Below are 22452 nucleotides of genomic sequence, written 5' to 3' on the forward strand. Positions count from 1 at the left end.
AAACATCTCATGGCTTCAGTAACGTCGACAGCAAGCATCAGTCCCGAGAAGACCGCCTTCTCCGTCATTCTTGCGGTCAGCTTCTGCCACATGCTGAACGATGTCATGCAGTCGCTGCTCACTGCACTCTACCCGTTGCTGAAGGAGAATTACACACTCGACTTCGTCCAGATCGGCCTCCTGACCTTCACGTTCCAATTGACCGCGTCGATGCTGCAGCCGGCAGTCGGCATTGTCACCGATCGATGGGGCCTGCCCTACTCCCTGCCGGTGGCAATGCTTTCGACCTGCTCGGGGCTCATTCTCCTCGCAAACGCCGATCACTTCTGGATCCTTCTCGTGGCGGCGAGCCTGATCGGGGTCGGTTCCGCGATCTTTCATCCCGAATCGTCCCGGGTGGCCCGGCTGGCGTCGGGCGGCCGCCACGGATTGGCGCAATCCCTCTTCCAAGTCGGCGGCAATGCCGGCAGCGCGCTGGGACCGCTACTGGCCGCCTTCATCGTCATTCCGCTCGGCCAGGGCAGTCTCGCCTGGTTCTCGATTGTGGCGATCACCGGCTTCTTCATCCTTTCCTGGGTCAGCACGTGGTACGTGCGCCATCGCCGCATGACCATGAACCGGCCCGCTCCGAACCGCGCGCTTCCCTTGCCGAAAGCGCGCGTTCTGTGGGCAATTGCGATCCTCGTTCTGTTGACCGCGACGAAGAACGTCTATCTCGCCAGCATATCCAGCTACTTCACTTTCTTCGTCATCGAGAAGTTCGGTACGAGCGTGCCGCAGGCCCAGCTGATGCTGTTCCTGTTCCTCGGCTCGGCGGCCGCCGGAACCTTCCTCGGCGGCCCGATCGGCGACCGGTATGGCGCGCGCTTCGTCATCTGGTTCTCGATCCTTGGCGTCATCCCGTTCGCACTTATGCTGCCCTATGCAAACCTGTTCTGGACAGGCGTGCTGAGCGTCGTCATCGGCCTCATCTTTTCGTCCGCCTTCTCCGCCATCGTCGTCTTCGCGCAGGAGCTTGTTCCTGGCCGTGTGGGGCTGATTGCCGGTGTCTTTTTCGGCTTTGCCTTCGGCTTCGGCGGCATGGGCGCCGCAGTGCTCGGCATCTTCGCCGACCGGCAGGGCATCGCGTTCGTCTACGAGCTCTGCTCCTACCTGCCGTTGCTCGGCATTCTGACGGTGCTGCTGCCCAAGCTTCCAGCGAGATAGGACGCCGTCCAAACAGGCCCGGTGGATCGCCCGACCGATGATGACATCCGGTCCGGCTACGGGCCGCACCGAAATCCGCATCTGCCGACGCGGCCCTCTGTAATCATTCATAAATTATTGCGCGTTACCGTTTTTCGGATGGGGCTTGGGCAGAGGCATGAAATGAGAGGGCGCGCGGTCTTTTCCGTCTTCCTGGCGACGCTGGCATACGCGTCCGCTGCCCGCGCTGAAACGCTCAACCTGCTCATCTGGGAATCCTACATCGACCAGGAAATCGTCGACCGCTGGACAGCGAAGACGGGCGTCACGATCCATCAGGTCAACTATGACAGCGGCGATGCCCGCGACGAGATCCTGGCGGATCCGGGCAGCAACATAGATATCGTCGTCATCGGAGAAAACGGTGCGGCGCTTTTCGGCAGGAAGGGTGTTCTCGAACCGCTCACCGAGGGCAATGTTCCCTCACTCAAGGACTATGCACCCGAATGGCGCAAGCGCTGCGCCGGACACGGGCTGCCGTATTTTTGGGGCACAATGGGCATTCTCTACCGCTCGGACGTGGTGACGGAGCGCCCAACATCCTGGCAGGATCTCATGCGCCCGGCGCCGGCGCTGAAGAAGCATATCGCCATGTTCGACGACCACAACGAAGCGTTCGTGGCGCCGTTGATGCTGCTCGGCGCTTCCATCAATGCCAATGACAACGAGACGCTGAAGGCCGCCTTCGACCTCATGAAGGAACAGGCACCGTCCGTGCTGACCTACGATTATGTGGTCACCTCCATCCAGAACCCGGCGATCGGAGGAAACATTTACATGGCACTCGGCTACAGCGGTGACCAGCATGTGCTCAACGACAAGGTTGGCGTCCCCGGTCTCTGGCGCTATTCGGTCCCGAACGAAGGCACGCTTTCCTGGCTCGATTGCATGGCCGCGACAGCGGGGTCGCCGAACAAGCGGCGGGCGCTGGAATTTCTCGATTTCATCGGTTCGGCGGAAAGTGCTGCCGCAAACGCGGTGGCATTGACCATGCCGACAGCAAGCAGCGCGGCGCTCAACCTCCTGCCCGCAATGATGCGCTCCGACCCGGCGGTCTATCCGCCTCCGGAAATACTGGCGAAGAGCCAGCTTCAGCAAGAACTCTCCATCCAGTCGGTGCAAGCACGCCGACGCATCATCAGTACGTTGGCGAATTTCCAGTGACACTCGACAAGCGCGCACTCCTCCTCATCTTCCCCGTGGTGCTTGCGGGCTACCTCCTCGCTGCCTTTTCGGTTCACATCACCCAGAGCCGCTCGATCCGGGCGCTTGAGCACGCCAAACTGTCGCAAAGGCTCGAGCACGCGGCCGCAGTTTTTCAGACCGAAATCCGACGGAGCAAGAGCTTCCTCAACGCTCTGCTGAACAGCAATGCGCTGCGCCAGTTCGTATCCGAAACGGATAAGACCTATCGCGCCACCGCGCTCGGCGTGCGTCTGCAGGAGAGCGTAAAGTCGCTCTCGGACGACCCAATGGGCTTCGTGTCGCTGGTCATCCTGACCTCCAAGCTGGAAACGGAATATTACTTCGAAAACAGTTGGGACCCGTTTGCGGAAGTCGACGGGGCACAGGTCGAACTGGCCAGGAAACTCGTCAAGGGCACCAAGCTTACGGATTGGACCTATCTTCACGACGTCGGCGGACGGCCCAGAATCGTCTACTCCCAGTTCATCGATCCGATCACCCTTGGCCGCCCGCTGCCCAGCAACAAGGCGAACGCGCTTCTGATGCAGGTGGCGGTGCAGCCCGATCGGTTCCTTGAGATGCAGGCCGCGCTGAAGAAGGAATATGAGGCTGATATCGTTCTCCAGCCTTGGCCGCTCGCCGTTACCGATGACCTTTCGGCAAGCGCACCTCTCGGACCGGCGCTCTATGCGACGCTGACCGTTTCGGACGCGCATTTCGACAGCCAGATGATGCGCCAAAAGATGCTGCTTGCCCTTGGCGCAGTGGCGATGAGCCTCTTTTCGATCTGGCTGATCGTCTTCCTGATCCGGCGCTTCATTACCGGGCCGATCGCCACGCTCGACGCCAATGTCATGGCGGTCATGGTCGGAGCACGCGATGAAATCGTGGATCACGACGAGGCGGGCGAAATCGGTCGCCTAAACCAGAACATCCGCGAATTGCACCGTCAGTCGGTCCATTCGCTGGAGCTCGTGCAGAAGAGCTCCTGGACGGACACGCTTACCGGCATCAGCAATCGCGCACATTTCAACACGCTTGCTACCGGTGTCGTTGAGGAAGCCATCTCGTCCGGCGAAAAATGCAGCTTGCTGTTCATCGACATCGACAATTTCAAATTTGTAAACGACAAGCATGGCCACGAAGTCGGCGACGAGCTCCTGAAGACGCTTGCCGCCCGACTTGCAGACCATGTCGACGCCATTACGCGAAGGCGGGGACAGAAACCAGCGATCTTCGCCCGCCTGTCCGGCGACGAATTTGCCGTGCTGGTGCGCTCAAGACCGGGTGACGGCACCGTCCGCGAAATCGCGGCAGCAATTCTCGCGCTGTTCGACGACGGCTTCGAAGTGTCCGGCAAGCGCTATCCGGTGACGGCGAGCATCGGCGCGGCGATCTGTCCGGACGACGCAAGCAATGTCGCCGAACTGATCTCCAATGCCGATGCCGCCATGTATCAGGCCAAGAGCGCCGGCAAGAACCGCTCCACCCGTTTCTCCCGCGCGCTCCATGACAAACGCACGCGGTTGCGCCAGATACAGGAGGAACTGCGCTCTCTCGATCCGGACGAGCAGTTTCACCTGGTCTACATGCCGATCGTCGACACGAAAGGCAGCGTCACTGGCTGCGAGGCCCTGCTGCGCTGGCACTCCCCCATTCTCGGCAACGTTACTCCGGACGAATTCGTGCCGATTGCGGAAAGCTCCGGCCTGTTTTCCAAAATCGACTGGTGGGTCATCAACAAGGCGATGTCCGATTGCGGTCAGTTGAAAGCGCTTTTCGGACCCGACACCGTGCTGGCGATCAACATTTCCTCCGCTGAGCTGCACTCGCGCTCGATCAGTGACTATTTTTCCGATTGTGTCGAACGCCATAGACTTCAGCCGGGATCGATCGATATCGAACTGACGGAGACCTTCGCGGTCAAAGTGAGCGATCAGTTACGCCGGAACATCGAGGACCTGCGCCAAAAGGGCTTCCGACTATCGATCGATGATTTTGGCGCCGGCTACACTTCGGTTCAGCAAATCATCGACTATGCCGCGGACACGATCAAACTCGACAGAGCGCTCGTCACCAACCTGACCGCGTCACAGTCCCTGCCGGTCCTCAAGGCCGTCGTCGCCCTCTGCCATGCGAAGGATATGGCCGTGGTCGGCGAAGGCGTGGATACGCCGGAAAAGCTTGCGATGCTGACCGCAGCCGGCTGCGACCGGTTCCAGGGCTATCTGATCAGCAAGCCGCTTTCGCTGGACGATCTCGGAATCTGGGCACTGACCCGAACGGCGCGACCCACGGCCGAACCGGTTGAAGGAAATGCCGAGGAATGGCGGACGGCCGCCTGCTCGACCCCGGTGTCCGTTTGAATCCACCGCGGACACCGCTTTTTCCTTGACCTTACCCCGCTTGCCGTCCTAACCGCAGCGCAGCAATTACCTGATGGCGAGGGTGGCAATGAAGGTTCTTCTGATCGGATCGGGCGGACGCGAACATGCGCTCGCGTGGAAAATCGCACAATCGCCGAAACTGACCGCGCTTTATGCCGCACCGGGAAATCCCGGTATCGCAGAAGAAGCGACGATCGTCACCCTTGATGTCGACAACCAACAGGCTGTGGTCGATTTCTGCCGGCGGACGGCGATCGATTTCGTCGTCGTCGGCCCCGAGGCGCCACTCGTCGCGGGACTCGCGGACACGCTTCGCGCTGCAGGCATTCCGGTCTTCGGTCCGTCTGCTGCCGCTGCCCAACTCGAAGGCTCCAAGGGCTTCACCAAGGATCTCTGCGCAAAATACGGCATTCCGACCGGCGCCTACAAACGGTTCACCGAAGCGGAAGCGGCCAGGGCCTATGTGCGGGAGCAAGGTGCTCCGATCGTGATCAAGGCCGACGGGCTCGCCGCCGGCAAGGGTGTGACCGTCGCGATGACGCTTGACGAGGCTCTCTCCGCCGTCGACGAGTGCTTTGCCGGCGCCTTCGGGTCTGCCGGTGCGGAAGTTGTCGTCGAGGCCTATCTCGACGGCGAGGAAGCGAGCTTCTTCTGTCTCTGCGACGGCAAGAACGCTTTGCCGCTCGCCTCGGCACAGGACCACAAGCGCGTCGGCGATGGTGACACGGGGCCCAACACCGGCGGCATGGGCGCCTATTCGCCGGCGCCGGTAATGACGGCCGAAATGGTCGAGCGCACGATGACGGAGATTATCGAGCCGACGATGCGCGGCATGGCCGAAAGCGGCTATCCCTTCACCGGCGTCTTTTTCGCCGGGCTGATGATCACCAAAAAGGGCCCGGAACTCATCGAATACAATGTCCGCTTCGGGGACCCCGAGTGCCAGGTGCTGATGATGCGCATGAAGAGCGATCTGTTGCCGCTGCTCTACGCGGCTGCGACCGGAACGCTTGGCGAAATGAGCGTCGAATGGCGCGACGAGGCGGCGCTGACAGTCGTCATGGCCTCGCGGGGATATCCGGGCGCCTACGAAAAGAACACGCCGATCACTGCCCTGCCCGGCGAATCCGCAACGACCAAGGTGTTTCATGCCGGCACGGCGATGAAGGACGATCAGTTGGTCGCGACCGGCGGCCGCGTACTCAATGTCACGGCGATGGGCGAAAGCGTCAGCAAGGCCAAGGATGCTGCCTATACCGCCCTGCGCGGCGTCTCATGGGAAAACGGATTCTATCGTCGCGACATCGGCTGGCGCGCCGTCGCGCGGGAGACCGCCTGAGCGAAAAAGGCGGCATCATTCAACTTTTACCAATCCTCCTGACGGGAAGGTAAGGGAAAACGTATATCGTCATCCTCGATAATTTCGAGGAGAATCCAATGCGTTCCCTGCTTCTCTCCGCCGCTTTCGCGCTTCTCGCCGGTGCGGCCGCCGCATCGTCGATCGAGGACGTGGTCTCCGGCAAGGCGGTGAACTCCAGTGTCGCTACGGTTTCCTGCGCGGATTGCCCGCCGCTGCAGCCGAAGAAGAAGTCCTCCTATGTCGTCCCCGAGATCGCTCCCGGCACCGACAAGGTCGAGCTCAAGCAAGTGGGCGGCGAGGTGAAGCTGGTACGCACCGAGGCCTGGCTCGGCGGGTCACCGGTCGTCTTCGTCAGCAAGGCACCCGAGGAAGTCGTGAGAGCCGCAGCAATGAAAATCGAACCGGCAACGGCAAGTGCCTCCGCAAGCGTCGATCTCAGCCAGCCCGGCAAAAATGAAGTCGTTTCCACGGAGATCGATGAGACGGCGAAAACCGCCGCCGTTCATCCAATCTCGCGCGCAAACCCGGTTGCGGCCTCGATCGCGGGCAACTCACAGGAATTTGATCCGGCCGGATTCGAACTTCGGCTAGACTAAAACCATATAAATACAGTTCCCTGCCCCGTCCAGCCGACCCTGAATGACGGCTGACGGGCCCTCGCTGCAATGGCGAGAGATTGCGCCCCTGAGAGAAGCAGGGGCGTAATCTTTTGGGGGGAACGTACACCTCACCCCACTCAATCTTCATCCTGCCCTACAGCGCCGCGCGTCTTTTTGAGACGCGCAAAAGACGCTGTAGCACTTTGAATTGCTGCATGTTTTTGTCCTTAAATCTGCTCCGATTTAAGGAAACCTGCAGCAGCGACCAGACGATCTATTTCGCTATCTGAATAAACCTCGATGCCGTTCTGCCGCAGCAATGCGGCGGTCACGCCCATGCCCGAATGCCGCGCGCCAGTGAAGCTGCCGTCATAGATGAAGCCTGAACCGCAGGACGGACTACCATCGATCAGCAGCGCGAAGCGACAGCCGGTTTCGAGCGCAAGCGCCAGGGCATTTTCGGCTGCCCGGACAAATTCGTCCGTCACGTCGCGGCCGGTCTTTTCGACCACCCTGGCCTTTCCTGAGAGCACGTCGGATCCCGCCTGCCCGCCCGCGATCTCCGCCGGAGGGCGCGGAACCGGCATGCCGGCCGACATCTCGGGACAGATCGTGACAAGCCGACCCTCGTTGCGCCAGCGATCGATCGCCGGGTGAGAAAGCGGCTTCGATGCGCCGTCATAGCGCACCGCATGGCCCATGAGACAGGCGCTGACGAGGATTTTGGCGGTCATGCCGCTTCATAAACGGTCGCCACACGTCCTTTCAAGGGCGAATCTACCGAAGCAAGGGCAAGGCGACGGAGGCCAGCAAAAGGAAGGCGAAAATCAAATTGGCGACACGCGCCTTTTTCGGGTCATGGAGGATCGCCGCAATAGCGGCGCCGAACCAGAGCCAGGTCGTATTTACGGCGATTGCGAGGACGCTGAGAGCGATTACCTTCCAAATGGCGCCCTCGTCCGCGTCGGTGGTGCTACCCGCGTAGACCGCGCCGATCGCGGCATAGGCTTTGGGATTGGCGATCGCCAGCACCAGGCCGCTTACGAAGGACGGAGCGCCCTGTTCTTGAGCGGCGACGGGCGGCGCGGTGGCGATATGCCACGCGAGATAGATCATATACGCGCCGGCGAAAACCATGAGCGCCGGCTTGATGCCCGGCAGTTCGAGAACAATAGCAGATACGCCCGCGGCGATCGCCAGCACGACGGCGATCGTACCGATATTGACGCCCACGGCGTAGTGTGCGCTCAGGCGCATGCCGTGGGCGGCGCCCATGCCGGCGAGGCTGAGTGTCGCCGGGCCTGGACTGCCCATCAGCGGCAGCGCCGCAAGAACCAGGAGAGCGAGGTCGCCAGCCATGGCCACATCCCCGATGTCAGATCCAGACATCGTTTTCAGCGGTGCGCTCGCCGCCCTCGTGGCCGGTATTCAGGATGCCGCGCGGTTCGATGAGCAGCATCTTCACCTCACCGTCGGCAAAGGGTTTGTGCTCGACGCCCCTCGGCACCACGTACATCTCGCCGGGGCCCACGGTGACCGACCCGTCGCGGAAATCGATCCGAAGCGTGCCGTCCAGCACGATGAACGCCTCGTCCGTTTCTGGATGATCGTGCCAGACGAAATCGCCCTCGATGCGAACGATCTTTACCTGATAGTTGTTGATTTCCGCGATCACGCGCGGCTGCCACTGGTCAGAAAACCGCGCGAGCTTGTCCTGAAAATTGACCGGCGCATAGGTTCGCTTCGGCGCATCCATTGTCTCTTCCTCCTGCCATGTCGGGCGAAGTTAACGCCGTCATGGCAGGCGGTATTGAACAATTGTGCGAGGCGGAATGTTCAGCGCCGGGCTGGTTTGCCCGCCATCCGCAGCCAGCGTCCGGGTGAAAGACCGAAAGCCTTCTTGAAATGGCGGTTCATGTGCGCCTGGTCGGCAAAACCGGCATCCAGCGCGGCCTCCGCGGGCGATGTCCCTCGTCGCAGATCGGCTTTCACCGCCTCCAGGCGGCGTTGCACGAGATAACGATAGGGACTTGTGCCGAAAAGCTGCCGGAAGTCGCGGCTAAGTCCCCAACGGTCCCGGCCGCTGATCGCCTCAAGCGTCTCGAGCGTAACGGTACCCTCCGGCAAATCGTGCAGGTAGAGCCGCGCGCGTTCTGCCGCACGGTAGTCCAGCGCCCGACGGCCGGGCGAAGAGCCGCCGGCAGCGGCCTCGAGCGCATGGGCAAGCTCGAAGAGGCCATCGTCGAACTCCAGCGCTTCGATCCGGTCATCGGTTGCAGGCAGCAACGCGCGAACCGCTGCAAAGAGCCGCGGATCGGCTGAAATGCCGCCGCTGACGAAGGGCAGCGGACGCCCACCCAGGACGCTTTGGATGGCGGCCGGTTCGATGTAGATCATGCGATAGCGGAAACCGTCATCGCTGCCCGCATGACCGTCATGCAGCTCGTCGGGATGGAGCACCATCGTCCTGCCGGGCAGACTGAAGCGATCGGCGCCGCGATAGCGGAAGCTCTGAACGCCCGAAAGCGTCTGCCCGATGGCGTAGGTATCGTGCCGGTGCGGTTCGTAGGCTGGTCCGGCGAAAAAGGCCTCGATGCGTTCGAACGGCACAGCATCCTCGGCGACCGCTATCCAGTCGCCGCGACGCTCACGGGCCAGCGGTTCGATAATGCCTTCGCCTGCACTCGGATGCTCACTCGTCATGCCCTACGAGATAGGGCAATTGCTCCCGGTTGTCGATGCGATGAGGCTCCACACGGCCTGTCGGAGCGCATACCGGCAGCCGCACGAGAATGGGGATCGTTATCCCGCAATCTTCGAGAAATCCGCAACCGCCCCCGTGGCAGAGCGGATGAGCCCCAGCAATGCCAGACGGTTGGCGCGGATCGCCGCATCCTCGTCATTCACTAGGACATCGTCGAAGAACTGATCGACCGGCTCACGCAATTTCGACAACGCCGCCATGGCCGAGCGGAAATCTTCTTTCACGATCGCGTCACGGGCATCGCCGGTTGCGATCTTGATCGATGCGTGAAGGGTTCTTTCGGCGTCGAGTTTGAACAGCCGTTCGTCGACGGAAGCGGCAACCTCCGTCCCCTTTTTCTCCTCTGCCGCCAGAATCTGCGTTGCACGCTTAGTGCCAGCCAGCAGGTTCTTCCCCTCTTCAGCCGTGATGAAGGCCGTCAGCGCCTCGACACGCCGCGCGATCAGCAGCAGATCGTCGGCGTCCGGTGCCAGCACTGCGTCGATCAGGTCGTAGCGTGCTCCAAGATCACGCAGATAAACCTTCAGCCGGTCGTGGAAGAAGGCGAGAAGGTCGGCAGAAACATCGCCGGCGACCTCGGGCCTCTGCTGCTTGAGCCTCGCGAGCGCGACTTCGAAGAACGGCCGGAGCGGCAGGCGCGCCTTGCCTTCCAGAATGAGCCGGATCACGCCGAGCGCAGCACGGCGCAGTGCATAGGGATCCTTCGAGCCCGTCGGCTTTTCATCGATCGCCCAGAAGCCAACGAGAGTGTCGAGCTTGTCGGCAAGCGCGACAGTCACGGCAACGGGATCGGCCGGCACGCGGTCGGAAGGCCCCTGGGGCTTGTAGTGATCCTCGATTGCATTGGCGACGGCGGATGTTTCGCCCTGCAGCACCGCATATTTGTGCCCCATAATGCCCTGAAGCTCGGGAAATTCCCCTACAGCCTCGGTCCGCAAATCCGCCTTCGCCAGCACAGCGGCGCGGTCGACCTGAGTAACGTCCGCACCGGTCACCTTGGCGAGTTCTGCGGCCAACGAGCGGATGCGGGCGACGCGTTCGCCCTGCGTCCCCAGCTTGGCGTGGAACGTCACGTTCAACGCATCGAGCTTTGCCATGCGCTGGTCGAGCGGCTTCCTGAGGTCGAGCCCGAATTTCTTCGCGGACAGCTCGAGCGTTTCGAGATCCGGCAGGTTGCCCTGGTCCCGCTTCCAGAAATGCGCCGCGTCCGAGAGGCGCGCGCGCACGACCTTGCCGTTGCCGTGGACGATTTCCTTGCCGCCGTCCCTGGCCTCGATATTCGACACCAGGATGAATTTGTTCGACAGCATCTCGGCGCCCGGCTGGCGCGTGACGAAGCACTTCTGGTTGGTCTTGATCGTCAGGCGGATGATTTCCGACGGGATTTCGAGATAGCTCTCCTCAAAACTTCCCATCAGCACCTGCGGCCACTCGACGAGGCCCGATACTTCCTCGATCAGTCCCTCGTCTTCGACGAGTTCGAGACCGCTCGCGAAGGCGACGTTGTGGGCGTCGGCCGAGATGATCTGCTTGCGGCGCTCGGCATCGATCACGACCTTCGCCCTCTCGAGCTTCTCGGCATAATCGGCAAACCGGCGAACGGTGATCGCCTCGGGCGCATGGAAACGGTGGCCATAGGTCACGTTGGAGGCGACGATGCCGTCGACCTCGAAGGGAATGACCCTGGTCTCCTCCGTCTCCGAACCGAAGGTGCAGACGATCGACTGGAGCGGGCGAACCCAGCGCAGGCTTCCAGGTCTCGCGGAGGCGGCGCCGGAGCGCATGGATTTCGGCCATGGGAAATTGCGGATGATCGGCGGCATTGCCTCGGCGATGATCTGCTCGGCCGGCCGGCCCTGCTTGACGATGTGGGCGACGTAAAAATCCCCCTTCTTCGGATCGCGGTGGACATGGGCCTCGCTGATCGAGGATAGGCCCGCGCCCCGCAGGAAGCCTTCAATCGCCTTCTCGTTCGCGTCGGTGCGCGGTCCCTTGCGCTCCTCGCGAATATCGGCAGAGCGCGCATTGAGGCCGCGGATATCGAGCGTCAGGCGGCGCGGCGTCCAGTATTCGCGCGCACCTTCATAGGTCAGACCTGCCTCGACCAGCGCGTCCGTCACGAGCTTCTTGAGGTCCCCCGCCGCCTTGCGCTGCATGCGGGCGGGGATTTCTTCGGAGCGCAGTTCGATAAGAAGATCAGGCATGGGACTCTGGACTTTGTTCTGTTCCGGACGGTTGCGGCGGACTTAGCAAGCTCCGATGAAAAAGTCACCAAGCCCGGCAAGGAAATTGGCCCGCTACCAGCCGCCACCGCCGCCGCCACCGCCGCCACCTCCAGAAAAGCCTCCACCGGAGGAAAAGCCCGAGGACGAGCTCTTCGGCGGAGGCGGCAAGGACGACGTCATAGTATCCGCCATCGAACCGGCGAACCCGCCGATCCTGTCGCCGAAGGAACCCGGACCAAAAGAATCGCCGTGATACCAGCTCGGTTGATAGGCAGCGGCAGCGGCGGCACCCGCGGATGCGGCAAGCAGCCAGCGGTCGAACGTCTCCGTCCACGGTTTTTCGACGCCGAGCGCCACGGCATAGGGTAGCAGCGTCTCGAAATGCCGCGGCGACATTTCCGGCGCGCCCTGGAGGTTCATCCGGTCCTTCTCGGCGAGCGTCATGTATTGGCGCAGCCCGTCGATCCCGTCCATCATCCGTGTGCCGAGTGGCGTCGGGGCACCCATGAGGAAGAAGAAAAGCACATTGACGAGCACGATGCCGCCAACCGCGATGAGCAGCGGCAGGTCATCCGCCCCTGTCGCCGAGAAAACGATGGCAGCCAGGACTCCGGAAAATATCATGAGGAACACGAATGCGAAGAAGGCCAGGACCACGATCGACATGATGCGGCGCGCCAGGCTCGATCCGCGCCGGAACGACTTGCCGAACGAGACGGCGAAAATCGAGACGAAAAAGGCGATAAAAACCGGCACAATGACCAGCGGAATGCTTTCCTCGTTGAGATCGCCGAAGATAAAGAGCGCCGCCAAGGCAAGCACGGAGAGCAAGACGCCGCCGACAATATAGGCTGTGTTGGCGCGGTAGTATTTGCCGCGATGTTCCCGCTCCATCGAACTGCGGAAGGCAGACCCCGCCGCCTCGACCTTCTTGCCGTTCGCCCGATCGATCGTAAGTTTGCCGCCGGCCGTCGCAATCGCCTTCATCAGCGTCGCCTCGCCGGTCGGCAGTTTTTCTGCTCCCCCCTTGCCCGTCGCGGTGATGATGATCGCCTTCTTCAGGTCGTCGAGAACAACGTGGCCCTTGACCGCCAGGTTGAGCGCGGCGGCCGACAGCGCGGTCCACCCCTCGCCGGAGAGCCCCTTGTTGTCGATATAGTTGACGAGCGCCGGCGAAATGTCCTCCGGCGCATCCCAGCGCGGCACCATCACGCCGCGCTCGGGGTCACGACCGATACGCACCCAGGCGCGCCCGTAATAGAGCGTGACGAGGACCAGGCCTGCAGCGGCAATGACCAGGGCCAGATGATCACGCAGCCACCAGATGTTTTGCTGGGACGGGCTTGGTCGGTCGATGCTGCCCTTCGGCAGCTTGACCGCGATCGTCAGGCCCTCCTGCGGGCGCAGCCGGCGCGTGGTGGCGAAGAAGATCTCGTCCCCCTCCTCGACCGCCCGCGCATCCTTGCCCGTCGCACCATAACCGCCGGTAAATACGTCAAGCGCCTCGGATTTCAAGCCTTCCGGCAAGGTGACGGTGGCGCTTGCTTCCTCGATCGGGAAGGCCCACTCGGTTCCGGTCACGTTCCAATAGAGTTCGTCGTGGTCGTCGAAGAAACGTATCTGCCGGCTTGTCTCATAGGTGATCTGGAACGTGTGCTCCCCGCGCGGCAGGAACACGTCGGCCTCGCCGGTATAGATACGGATACCGCCGTCGATCGGTTCGGTGCGGTAGTTCTCCTCCTCGCCGTCGCGTTCCACGGAGATGAGATCGAAGTCCACCTTGCTGCGCCGGCCGCGCGCGTCGGCGAAGGTCAGCGGGAAATCGCGATAGATGCCGCGCCGAATCTGGTTGCCCTCGACATTGGCGGTGATCGTCTCCGTCACGGTGAGCGTGCCGTCCTTTGCAAGGTCGATGACCGAGTGGAAGGACGAGATAATCTCTTGCGCGGCTGCCGTGAGTGGCCAAACAAGGACGAGAAGAACGACCGCAAGCGCTGCGGAAAACCGCTTCATCGCAATTCCCTTCTCCGCATCGTTAGAACTTGACCGATGGCACCGCCCGGTCCGCTTCGTTGGCAATCTCGAAATAGCCGGCCTTGGCAAAGCGGAAGGTATTGGCGATCAGATTGGACGGGAAGCTTTCGACCTTGACGTTAAGGTCACGGGCGGCGCCGTTGTAATAGCGCCGCGACATCTGGATCTCGCCTTCGATCGTCTCCAGCGAGCGCTGGAGCTCCGCGAAATTCTCGTTGGCCTTGAGATCCGGATAGGCTTCCGCGAGCGCAAAAAGCTTGCCGAGCGCCTGTGAAAGCGCTCCTTCTATGGCCGCCCTGCCGGCGACGTCGCCCTGCGGCACGGCTTGCGCTCGATTGCGCAATGAGACGACTTCTTCAAGCGTCGACTTTTCGTGCGCCGCATAGCCCTTCACCGTCTCAATCAGATTGGGGATCAGATCAGCGCGCCGCTTCAATTGCACATCGATGCCGGACCAAGCCTCTTCGGTGACCTGCCGCGCCTTGACGAGGCCGTTGTAGACGAAAACCAGATAAAGGATCACCGCGATGCCGATTGCCAATCCGATCATGAAAGCCCCTCCTTGAGAATCCGCCAGAGATTAGCACCGGCTTTCCAGCTTGAAAGGCATTTTTTGCAATCAAAGCAATGTTGCGAGCGGCTCGCCTGGCTCGTGCGAGCTCGATTTCGCTACATCGGAATCGACGACGGGCTGCAACCACAAAGCTGTTCCTCCGGGAACGGCGCTGAAACTAAGGATAGGCGAAAGTCGTCTTATCGAACAACTCAAGACGCAAAGCCCAGGACCATGAAAACGCTCGCAACTCCCATCAACGTAATCGCCTTCATGGCCCTTTTCGTTGCCTATGCGAGCGGAGCCCAGGGCGACAGGCCGAACGGCGTGCGCCGCGCATTGCAGACCTATGGCGGCCAGCTTTCGCTGGAGGCATTTCCGACCGCCGGTCTTCTGTTGACGGATACCCGCCGATGCGCGCGGGGCCCCTGCCGCTGAGGACCCTTCGATCGAAACGGGGGGGGCACCCCGTCGACTATGCTGCTTCCCTGTTCCCGTTCGCGCCGCCGGCATCGGTTATCAGGAACGCCTCCCCACAGGCTTTTGCCAGCGTACGGACGCGCAGGATATAGCTCTGGCGTTCCGTCACGGAAATTACGCCGCGCGCATCCAGCAGATTGAAGACGTGGCTCGCCTTGATGCACTGGTCGTAGGCAGGGAACACGCATTTGTGCAGGCGATTGTTGCTGCTGTCGCCGGGCGCGCCGGCCGCCAGCAGTGCCAGGCACTCCCTTTCCGCGTCGATAAAATGCTGGTGAAGCATCGCCGTGTTGGCATATTCGAAGTTGTATCGGGAATATTCCTGCTCAGCCTGCAGGAAGACGTCGCCATAGCTGATCTTCTCGGCGCCCTCGCGGCCGTTGAAGTTCAGGTCATAAACATTGTCGACACCCTGGACATACATGGCGAGACGCTCGAGACCATAGGTCAGCTCGCCGGAAACGGGCGAGCATTCGATGCCGCAGACCTGCTGAAAATAGGTGAACTGCGACACTTCCATGCCGTCGCACCAGCACTCCCAGCCGAGACCCCAGGCGCCGAGCGTCGGGCTCTCCCAGTCATCTTCGACGAAGCGGATGTCGTGCAGCAGCGGGTCGAGGCCGATCGCGCTCAGCGAGCCGAGATAAAGCTCCTGCAGGTTGGACGGATTCGGCTTCAGGAGCACCTGGTACTGGTAGTAGTGCTGAAGCCGGTTCGGGTTCTCGCCGTAGCGCCCATCGCTCGGCCGGCGTGACGGCTGGACGTAAGCCGCACGCCACGGCTTCGGCCCGAGCGCGCGCAGCGTTGTGGCCGGATGAAACGTACCGGCGCCAACCTCCATGTCGTAGGGCTGGAGCACGGCGCAGCCCTTGTCGGCCCAATAGTTGTGCAGCGTCAGGATCAGGGCCTGAAAGGAGCGCTTCGGGTTCATATGGTCCGGGAGGGAGGCGGTGGTCATGGGATCACGTCCGAATTCTTCAAGATTTGCCGGACAGGTGCCACGCCGCACGGCAAGGGTCAAGCGTCTTGCTGATCCCGTTGGGACGAGGCGCGGCCTTCACTCGTCATCGCGCTTCAGGCGGTATTCTCCGGTCTTCGGATCCTTGACAAGCGTTCCATTGGCGCCGGTCTGTTGCTCGCGGCGCAGACGCTCGCGCTGCCGCGCCAGCTTTTCGGCGTCGGCAATGAATTTCCGATACCCGATCCAGGCGATAACAACAATGATCAGGAGCAGGATAAGCTGCGGCATTGTTCCTCCTCTGCACACCTCGTCGGTTCGAACCCGATGCCGGCGAGGCGACGGAGCATTTCAAAGTGTAACAGCCACCTCATGCGCATGGCCAGATGCTAGGTGGAGCAACTCGATCTAGGCTCAGGACCTATTAAATTCGTCCATTCTGTGTCGCGGATTTCGTGTCTGAGTAGGAGGAAAGATGCAGGAAATGCATCGACATTTTCAAATCTTTCCGACGCGCTCAGGCGCGAAATCCGCCTCGCCCTGCGGGTTCAGGTCCTGAGCCTAGAGCCCGTATCGCGCCCACAGCGCCCTTTCCTCGAGCGCTTCGGCAAGCCCCGCGGCCACCGACACAGCCAGAGGTGCTGTGATCGCAGCGGCAACGGCCGCGCCGGGTTGGCGGCGGCCGAAGAGGCTGCGTGCAGGCTGGATCAATTCGAGCCGCGTTTTTGCGCCATAACGTCTCTTCACCTCTCCGCGCATATCGCCGAGAGCGTCGACAAGGCCGAGTTCCTGCCCGCGCCGACCAGTCCAGAAAAGGCCGGAGAAGATATCGGGATGGTCGGCCAGAAGGGTTCCCCGGCGGATCTTGACCATCTGGATGAACGTGTCGTGGATCTCGAGCTGCAAGCTCTTGAGGAACTCGACGTCCCGCTCCTTTTCCGGCTGGAACGGATCGAGCACCATCTTGTTTTCACCGGCCGTGTAGACGCGCCGCTCGACCCCAATCTTCTTCAGGAGTTCCGGGAAGCCGAAGCCACCGGAAACGACGCCGATCGAGCCGACGATCGAGGTCGTATCGGCGATGATCTCGTCGCCGGCAAGCGCGATCATATAGCCGCCGGATGCCGCCACGTCCTCGACGAAGATCAGAACGCGCTTTTTCTTCTCTTCGGCGAGGTCGCGGATGCGCTGGTAAATCAGGCGCGACTGCACCGGCGAGCCGCCCGGCGAATTGATGGAGATGGCAACCGCCGGCGCATCCTTGACCGAGAAGGCCTTGTCCAGAAGCGGGGCCACGGTCGCAAGGTTGAGAACCGGGCGGAACTGGCCTCCGCCGGCCATGATCGCGCCGTGAAGCCGGATCGCCGGGATCGTCAACCCCTCCCCGCGGAACCGTTTCGGCATCAGCCTTTTCAAGAATCCGGCCATTTCAACTCCTGCCCGTCACAAACCCTGCTTTGCATGTATGCACTGCCGTCGCAAACGCAATGCCCCGTTTCCGCGCTCACGCTTTATCACCGACGGCGGTACGCGGCCCGCCCATTGTTGAGGTCATCCACATCCGAAGAAAACCGGTGCGTTCCCTCGTCATGCATGATGAGCGGCGCGCGCAGAGCCAATCGCTTGCGGCTCTGTTTGATCGCCGTCACGAGGATGCGCACGGCATTCTCGCCCACGCGCGGAAGAAGCGGCGTGATCTCGATACCGCCGAAACGCCGACCGCATGCCGTGATGATCTCGGCAATCGACTCCGGCCGGGCAATGAGAGACAGCTGCCCGCCCGGCTTCATGATCGCCCCCGCGGTCTTGATCCAGGCCTCGAAAAGATCGTCGGTCATAGCGTGAGCCTCGGCCTTGAGACTGTCCGGCGTTTTCCGGTCCGCGGCGTCGTTGAACGGCGGGTTCATGATCACGTGATCGAAGGCATCATCCGGCAGGCCCGCGGCGGCGCGTGCCTTGCCGCTCAGCGAAACGTCCGCCTCAAGAACCGAGACCCGCGAAGCGAAATATGCATTCTGCGGCAGTGCAAGGCTGCGGCGAGCGAAGCCGGCCATGATGGCCGAACGCTCCACCAGGAGCACGTCCGCCTCCTCGAGCCTGGAGGCGACCGCCATGCCGGCGGCACCCGCGCCGGCGCCGAGATCGGCCACACGGCAGCGATCGCGGCAGGAAACGAGCGAGGCGAGGAGCATCGCATCCATGCCGGAACGATGCCCTTGGCCCAGCGGTTGAATCAAGTGAAACCTGCCCCGGTGGAAGGCGTCCACGGTTTCCGGCATCGTCGTCATCGCGCCGCCCCTCCGAAAGGAAGGCCGCAAGTGGTTCGCGGAAAAGCCGAATTCACTGCCGCAATTCCCTTTCCAGCCCCGCATCGATCAGGATCCGCCGCGCCCTCTCGGCATCATCCTCCGCAACCAGGAAACGGCGCGGCAAAAGTCCAAGCGAGCCTTCCAGTATGCTCATGCCCTGGTCGGCAATAAAGCAGCCGATGCCGGCGTCCTTCATCAGGCTTTCGGCGAAGGAGAGGAGTACGGCGTCGTTGGTGCGGATCAGTTCCTTCATTCGGCTCGGTTTTCCTGTCTTATTTCAAGCAAGCGAGGCAATTCGCCTCTTGCCGCCTGAAAGCCCTCTTTCTATTGTCGAAACCGACGATGAAACAGGAGTCCGGGCGTTGGGCGTAGTGATACCGCTGGAAGACAATAAAAACAAACAGGCGTCTGTGAAGCCGCTCGTCGACCTGACCATGTCCGACATGGAACGGGTCAACCAGCTCATCCTGTCCAAGGCCGGCTCCGATGTCCAGATGATCCCGGAGGTCGCCAACCACCTGATTTCGTCCGGCGGCAAACGCCTGCGCCCCATGCTGACGCTCGCCGCCGCCTCGATGTTCGGCTACGAGGGCGACGCCCACGTCAAGCTCGCGACCAGCGTCGAATTCATGCATACGGCGACACTGCTGCACGATGACGTCGTGGACGAAAGCGATCTCAGGCGCGGGAAATCGACGGCGCGCACGATCTGGGGCAATCAGGCAAGTGTGCTCGTTGGCGACTTCCTGCTCGGTCAAGCGTTCCGGATGATGGTCGATGTCGGCTCGCTCGAGGCTCTCGATGTGCTTTCGACGGCCGCCTCGGTCATTGCCGAAGGCGAAGTCCTGCAGCTTTCGGTCGCCAAGAACATGGAGACGACCGAAGACGACTACCTTGAGGTCATCCGCGCCAAGACGGCGGCACTCTTCGCGGCGGCGGCGGAAGTCGGACCGATCGTCGCAGCAACCAGCAAGGCGAACCGCAACGCGCTGAAGTCCTACGGTATGAACCTTGGGCTGGCCTTCCAATTGGTCGACGACGTCCTCGACTACGGCGGCTCTTCGAGCGAACTCGGCAAGAACGTCGGCGATGATTTCCGTGAAGGCAAGATCACGCTGCCGGTCATCCTCTCCTATCGCCGCGGCACGCCGGAAGACCGCACCTTCTGGCGCGAAGCCATCGAAGGCGGAAACAGCGACGGTGCCAATCTTGAAAAGGCGCTTGGCCTCATCCGGCGCTATGGCGGGCTTACCGATACGATTGCGCGTGCGCAGCATTATGGCACAATCGCGCGTGACGCCTTGGCGCCGTTGCCGGCTTCTCCCTGGAAATCAGCGCTGATAGAGGTGATCGATTTCTGCATCGATCGGGTAAGCTAGACCGGCGGACAATTCTACTTTAGGAATTTCTTGCCGCGTTGCGCCAAAAAAGCCATTCTGTTCCCCAAGACTTGCTTCCGGCAATCTCCGATCGATCCGGAACCACCAGCGACGGTGCGGCAAAACGCACCGTCGGCAATGAAAGGTTTGATATGCGGCAAAATACACTCCTTCGCCTTCTTAGCGGCGCAGCACTGCTTGCCCTCGCATCGGTGACCGGCAGCTATCAGGCTTATGCGGAGGAAAAGGCGGCGGTTGAAGACGCGAAACCTTTCGACATCAAATCAGTCGATACCTTTTCCGGTGCTTTTCTGGCTGCCCGCACGGCCGATGTGGATCGCGACTTCGCGTCAGCAACCGAACTCTACAAGATTGCCCTGCAGTTCGAACCGGACAACAACGACGTCAAGCAGCGGCTGATGATCACGCTGCTTATGGCAGGCAAGCTTGACGAGGGCGTCAAGATCGCCGAGGACCTCAAGTCCGATCCGGCCGTCGAACGCATCACGACGGTCGTCCGCGCGATCGAGGCGATCCGCAAGCGCGAATACCGCAGCGCCCAGAAGCTACTCGCCTATGACGGACCGAACGATCTCGACCGGCTGATGAACACGCTTCTGTCCTCCTGGGCGAAGTTCGGCCAGGGCCGGCCGAAGGAAGCGCTGGTGCAGATCAAGGCACTTGAGGGCCCGGAATGGTTCCGCGTCTTCAAGAACTATCATGCCGGCGCGATCGCGCTTGCCGCCGGCGACAAGGCAACGGCACGCGCACGGCTCAACGACGCCATTCTCGACCGCGAAGGCGGCAGCGCCGCCCCGGACACGTTCATGCGTTCGGTCGAGGCGCTGGCCCGCTTCGAGGCCCGCGAGGGTAACAAGCAAAAGGCGCTTGACACGATTGCCGTCGGCGAAGGCATGGTCAACAACTACACGCCACTTGAGGCGCTGAGAAAGAACATCGAGGAAGGCAAGCCCCAGGAGCAGCAGGTTCGCAACGCCGTGCAAGGGGCCGCCGCAGTGCTCTTTTCCATCGGAGGCGCGCTCAACCGCGAAGGCGCCGAAGACGTCGTTTCGCTCTATCTGCAGACCGCGCGCCAACTCGATCCGGAAAGTGCCGATATCCTCGTCATGCTCGGCGGGATCGCCGAAAACCTGAAGAAGGAGGAGGAGGCGATTGCGCTTTACAAGAGCGTGCCGGAAGGTTCGCCGATGCGTCGCCTCTCCGAGCTTCAACTCGGGCTCAGCCTTGCCAGCATCGGCAGGGTCGAAGAGGCTAAGAAGCACCTGAGAGCACTGATTGACGTCGATCCGAAGAATATCCGTAACTATCTCGCCTATGGCAGCGTTCTATCCGACGCCAAGGACTACAAGGAGATGGGCGAACTCTACGACCGGGCCGTCGCCGCCATCGGTCCCGTCCCGAAGCGATCCGACTGGACGGTATTCTTCCAGCGCGGCATCGCCTACGAGCGGCAGAAGATCTGGGAGAAGGCCGAGCCGAATTTCCGCAAGGCGCTGGAGCTCAATCCGGATCAGCCGCAGGTGCTGAACTATCTCGGCTACTCCTGGGTCGACATGAATATCAACCTCGACGAGGGCCTCGACATGATCCGCAAGGCGGTCGAGCTCAAGCCGGACGACGGCTACATCGTCGATTCGCTCGGATGGGCCTATTTCCGCATGAACCGGTTCGATGATGCCGTTACAGAACTCGAGCGCGCGGCCGAACTGATGGCGGGCGACGCGACGATCAACGACCACCTTGGCGATGCTTACTGGCGGGTGGGACGCAAGCTCGAAGCGGTATTCCAGTGGAATCAGGCACTGGAGTTGAAGCCCGAGGAAGCGGAAGTTCCGAAGATCAAGGCGAAGATTGAAAACGGCTTGCCGCCGCTCAAGCCGCGGGTTCCGGCCGCGGCCGACGCCAAGAAGTTGCCGAAGAAGACGGGCCCCGCGACACCGGACAAGAAATCCTGAGAATATGCATTTGGACGGCATTCCGGGCTTCGCGCTAACATGCGCGGCGCCCGCCAAGATCAATCTGGCACTGCATGTCGTCGGCCAGCGTGCCGACGGCCATCATCTTCTGGAAAGCCTTGTTACTTTCGCGGATTGCGGCGACCGGATCGGCCTTGCGTCGGCTGACGCCGACCGCTTCACCATATCGGGGCGCTTCGCGGACGGGTTGCCGCTTTCGGCGCAAAACAAAGGCGGCAATCTGGTGTTGCGCGCGCGTGACCTGCTACGAAGCGAACTGACGTCACGAGGCATGGCCGCCGGTCCGGTCCATCTCCATCTCGAAAAGAACTTGCCCGTGGCCTCCGGCATTGGCGGCGGCTCGGCGGATGCGGCGGCAACTCTTCGTGGTCTGCTCAAGCTGTGGGGCGCGTCTGTTGAGCCGGCGAAGCTCGATGCCGTTGCGCTCGAACTCGGAGCGGATGTGCCGATGTGCCTCGACGGCGGCCCACTTCTCGCCAAGGGAATCGGCGAGGAGATTACTCCCCTTCCCGATCTCCCATCCTTCGCAATCGTCCTCGTCAATCCGCTCGTCGCCGTGTCGACGCCGATGATCTTCCGCATGCTCGTCAACAAGGCGAATCCACCGCTCGACCTGCCGAAAGGCATGAACACAGCGGCGGAATGGTTGTCGGCGATGGCCGATATGCGCAACGATCTGGAGGGGCCTGCGCGCGGACTCGTTCCTGCGATCGAGCAGGTGTCAGGCAGCCTCAAAGCGGCGGGCGCCACGCTTGTGCGCATGTCCGGCTCCGGCGCCACGTGCTTCGGGCTGTTCGACAGCGACGAAACAGCGCATCGGGCCGCCGGGCATATTTCCGCCAGCCATCCGGAATGGTACGTTTGCGCCGCGCGAACGACAGCGCCGCGCGTCCAATCGGACGGGCTGTAGCACTTTGAATTGCTGCATGATTCCTTAAATCGCTTCCGATTTAAGGAATCATGCAGCAGGGGGGAAG

At 61.7% G+C, this 22452-nt stretch carries 21 protein-coding genes; 9 read left to right on the top strand and 12 right to left on the bottom strand.

The genetic code is table 11. From position 1 onward, the window contains the following. Positions 1-9: 9 nt before the first annotated feature. The 5 genes from PZN02_RS01690 (at position 10) to PZN02_RS01710 (ending at position 6773) form a co-directional block, all read left to right on the top strand. Positions 10-1206: an MFS transporter gene (locus tag PZN02_RS01690; RefSeq protein WP_280659920.1), complete on the top strand. Its 1197-nt coding sequence runs from the start codon at positions 10-12 to the stop codon at positions 1204-1206. Positions 1207-1368: 162 nt separating this feature from the next. Further along, positions 1369-2409, top strand: coding sequence for a polyamine ABC transporter substrate-binding protein (locus PZN02_RS01695; RefSeq protein ID WP_280659921.1), 1041 nt, complete (start codon positions 1369-1371; stop codon positions 2407-2409). Then, positions 2406-4796, top strand: a complete 2391-nt coding sequence (locus PZN02_RS01700) for a putative bifunctional diguanylate cyclase/phosphodiesterase (protein WP_280659922.1) — start codon at positions 2406-2408, stop codon at positions 4794-4796. The genes PZN02_RS01695 and PZN02_RS01700 overlap by 4 nt, the downstream gene beginning before the upstream one ends. Positions 4797-4884: 88 nt before the next feature. Continuing rightward, positions 4885-6156: a phosphoribosylamine--glycine ligase gene (gene purD, locus PZN02_RS01705; protein WP_280659923.1), complete on the top strand. Its 1272-nt coding sequence runs from the start codon at positions 4885-4887 to the stop codon at positions 6154-6156. Between the two features lie 98 nt (positions 6157-6254). Continuing rightward, positions 6255-6773 carry a plant virulence effector HPE1-like domain-containing protein gene (locus tag PZN02_RS01710; RefSeq protein WP_280659924.1) on the top strand — a complete coding sequence of 173 codons (519 nt, stop codon included), beginning with the start codon at positions 6255-6257 and terminating at the stop codon, positions 6771-6773. 230 nt (positions 6774-7003) lie between these two features. On the opposite strand, the gene PZN02_RS01715 is transcribed toward PZN02_RS01710, so the two are convergent. From PZN02_RS01715 to PZN02_RS01745, 7 genes are all read right to left on the bottom strand, one after another. Continuing rightward, a complete protein-coding gene (locus PZN02_RS01715) occupies positions 7004-7510 on the bottom strand; it encodes a 2-thiouracil desulfurase family protein (RefSeq protein WP_280659925.1) in 507 nt (168 codons plus the stop codon). A gap of 43 nt (positions 7511-7553) precedes the next feature. Further along, positions 7554-8135, bottom strand: a complete 582-nt coding sequence (locus PZN02_RS01720; RefSeq protein ID WP_280659926.1) for a LysE family translocator — start codon at positions 8133-8135, stop codon at positions 7554-7556. Positions 8136-8151: 16 nt separating this feature from the next. Further along, positions 8152-8532 carry a cupin domain-containing protein gene (locus tag PZN02_RS01725; protein ID WP_280659927.1) on the bottom strand — a complete coding sequence of 127 codons (381 nt, stop codon included), beginning with the start codon at positions 8530-8532 and terminating at the stop codon, positions 8152-8154. An 80-nt stretch (positions 8533-8612) separates the two neighbouring features. After that, the gene (locus PZN02_RS01730) at positions 8613-9479 is read right to left on the bottom strand and encodes an AraC family transcriptional regulator (protein WP_280659928.1); all 867 of its coding nucleotides are present in this window, start codon (positions 9477-9479) and stop codon (positions 8613-8615) included. 99 nt (positions 9480-9578) lie between these two features. Then, positions 9579-11744, bottom strand: coding sequence for a glycine--tRNA ligase subunit beta (gene glyS, locus PZN02_RS01735; RefSeq protein WP_280659929.1), 2166 nt, complete (start codon positions 11742-11744; stop codon positions 9579-9581). 93 nt (positions 11745-11837) lie between these two features. Further along, on the bottom strand, positions 11838-13778 hold the full coding sequence (locus tag PZN02_RS01740; protein ID WP_280659930.1) for a DUF2207 domain-containing protein: 1941 nt from the start codon (positions 13776-13778) through the stop codon (positions 11838-11840). 22 nt (positions 13779-13800) lie between these two features. Next, positions 13801-14349, bottom strand: a complete 549-nt coding sequence (locus tag PZN02_RS01745) for a LemA family protein (protein ID WP_280659931.1) — start codon at positions 14347-14349, stop codon at positions 13801-13803. A gap of 237 nt (positions 14350-14586) precedes the next feature. Between PZN02_RS01745 and PZN02_RS01750 the strand changes: the two genes are divergently transcribed. Continuing rightward, on the top strand, positions 14587-14790 hold the full coding sequence (locus tag PZN02_RS01750; protein ID WP_225105310.1) for a hypothetical protein: 204 nt from the start codon (positions 14587-14589) through the stop codon (positions 14788-14790). 37 nt (positions 14791-14827) lie between these two features. On the opposite strand, the gene PZN02_RS01755 is transcribed toward PZN02_RS01750, so the two are convergent. The 5 genes from PZN02_RS01755 to PZN02_RS01775 form a co-directional block, all read right to left on the bottom strand. Continuing rightward, entirely contained in the window at positions 14828-15790 is a 963-nt protein-coding gene (locus PZN02_RS01755; protein ID WP_280659932.1) for a glycine--tRNA ligase subunit alpha, read from the bottom strand. Between the two features lie 99 nt (positions 15791-15889). Then, positions 15890-16081: a hypothetical protein gene (locus tag PZN02_RS01760; protein WP_136507276.1), complete on the bottom strand. Its 192-nt coding sequence runs from the start codon at positions 16079-16081 to the stop codon at positions 15890-15892. Between the two features lie 270 nt (positions 16082-16351). Then, positions 16352-17218 carry a S49 family peptidase gene (locus tag PZN02_RS01765; protein ID WP_280659933.1) on the bottom strand — a complete coding sequence of 289 codons (867 nt, stop codon included), beginning with the start codon at positions 17216-17218 and terminating at the stop codon, positions 16352-16354. An 86-nt stretch (positions 17219-17304) separates the two neighbouring features. Next, the gene (locus PZN02_RS01770; RefSeq protein WP_280659934.1) at positions 17305-18078 is read right to left on the bottom strand and encodes a tRNA1(Val) (adenine(37)-N6)-methyltransferase; all 774 of its coding nucleotides are present in this window, start codon (positions 18076-18078) and stop codon (positions 17305-17307) included. A 52-nt stretch (positions 18079-18130) separates the two neighbouring features. Then, positions 18131-18352 (bottom strand): putative signal transducing protein, encoded by a 222-nt coding sequence (locus PZN02_RS01775; protein WP_136507279.1) that lies wholly within the window; start codon positions 18350-18352, stop codon positions 18131-18133. A gap of 109 nt (positions 18353-18461) precedes the next feature. On the opposite strand from PZN02_RS01775, the gene PZN02_RS01780 reads away from it, so the two are divergent. From PZN02_RS01780 to PZN02_RS01790, 3 genes are all read left to right on the top strand, one after another. Then, on the top strand, positions 18462-19478 hold the full coding sequence (locus tag PZN02_RS01780) for a polyprenyl synthetase family protein (RefSeq protein WP_280659935.1): 1017 nt from the start codon (positions 18462-18464) through the stop codon (positions 19476-19478). A 152-nt stretch (positions 19479-19630) separates the two neighbouring features. Further along, on the top strand, positions 19631-21454 hold the full coding sequence (locus tag PZN02_RS01785) for a tetratricopeptide repeat protein (protein ID WP_280659936.1): 1824 nt from the start codon (positions 19631-19633) through the stop codon (positions 21452-21454). 4 nt (positions 21455-21458) lie between these two features. Continuing rightward, a complete protein-coding gene (locus PZN02_RS01790; protein WP_280659937.1) occupies positions 21459-22385 on the top strand; it encodes a 4-(cytidine 5'-diphospho)-2-C-methyl-D-erythritol kinase in 927 nt (308 codons plus the stop codon). The last annotated feature ends 67 nt before the right edge of the window (positions 22386-22452 follow it).

Source organism: Sinorhizobium garamanticum (assembly GCF_029892065.1).
Classification (GTDB): Bacteria; Pseudomonadota; Alphaproteobacteria; order Rhizobiales; family Rhizobiaceae; genus Sinorhizobium; species Sinorhizobium garamanticum.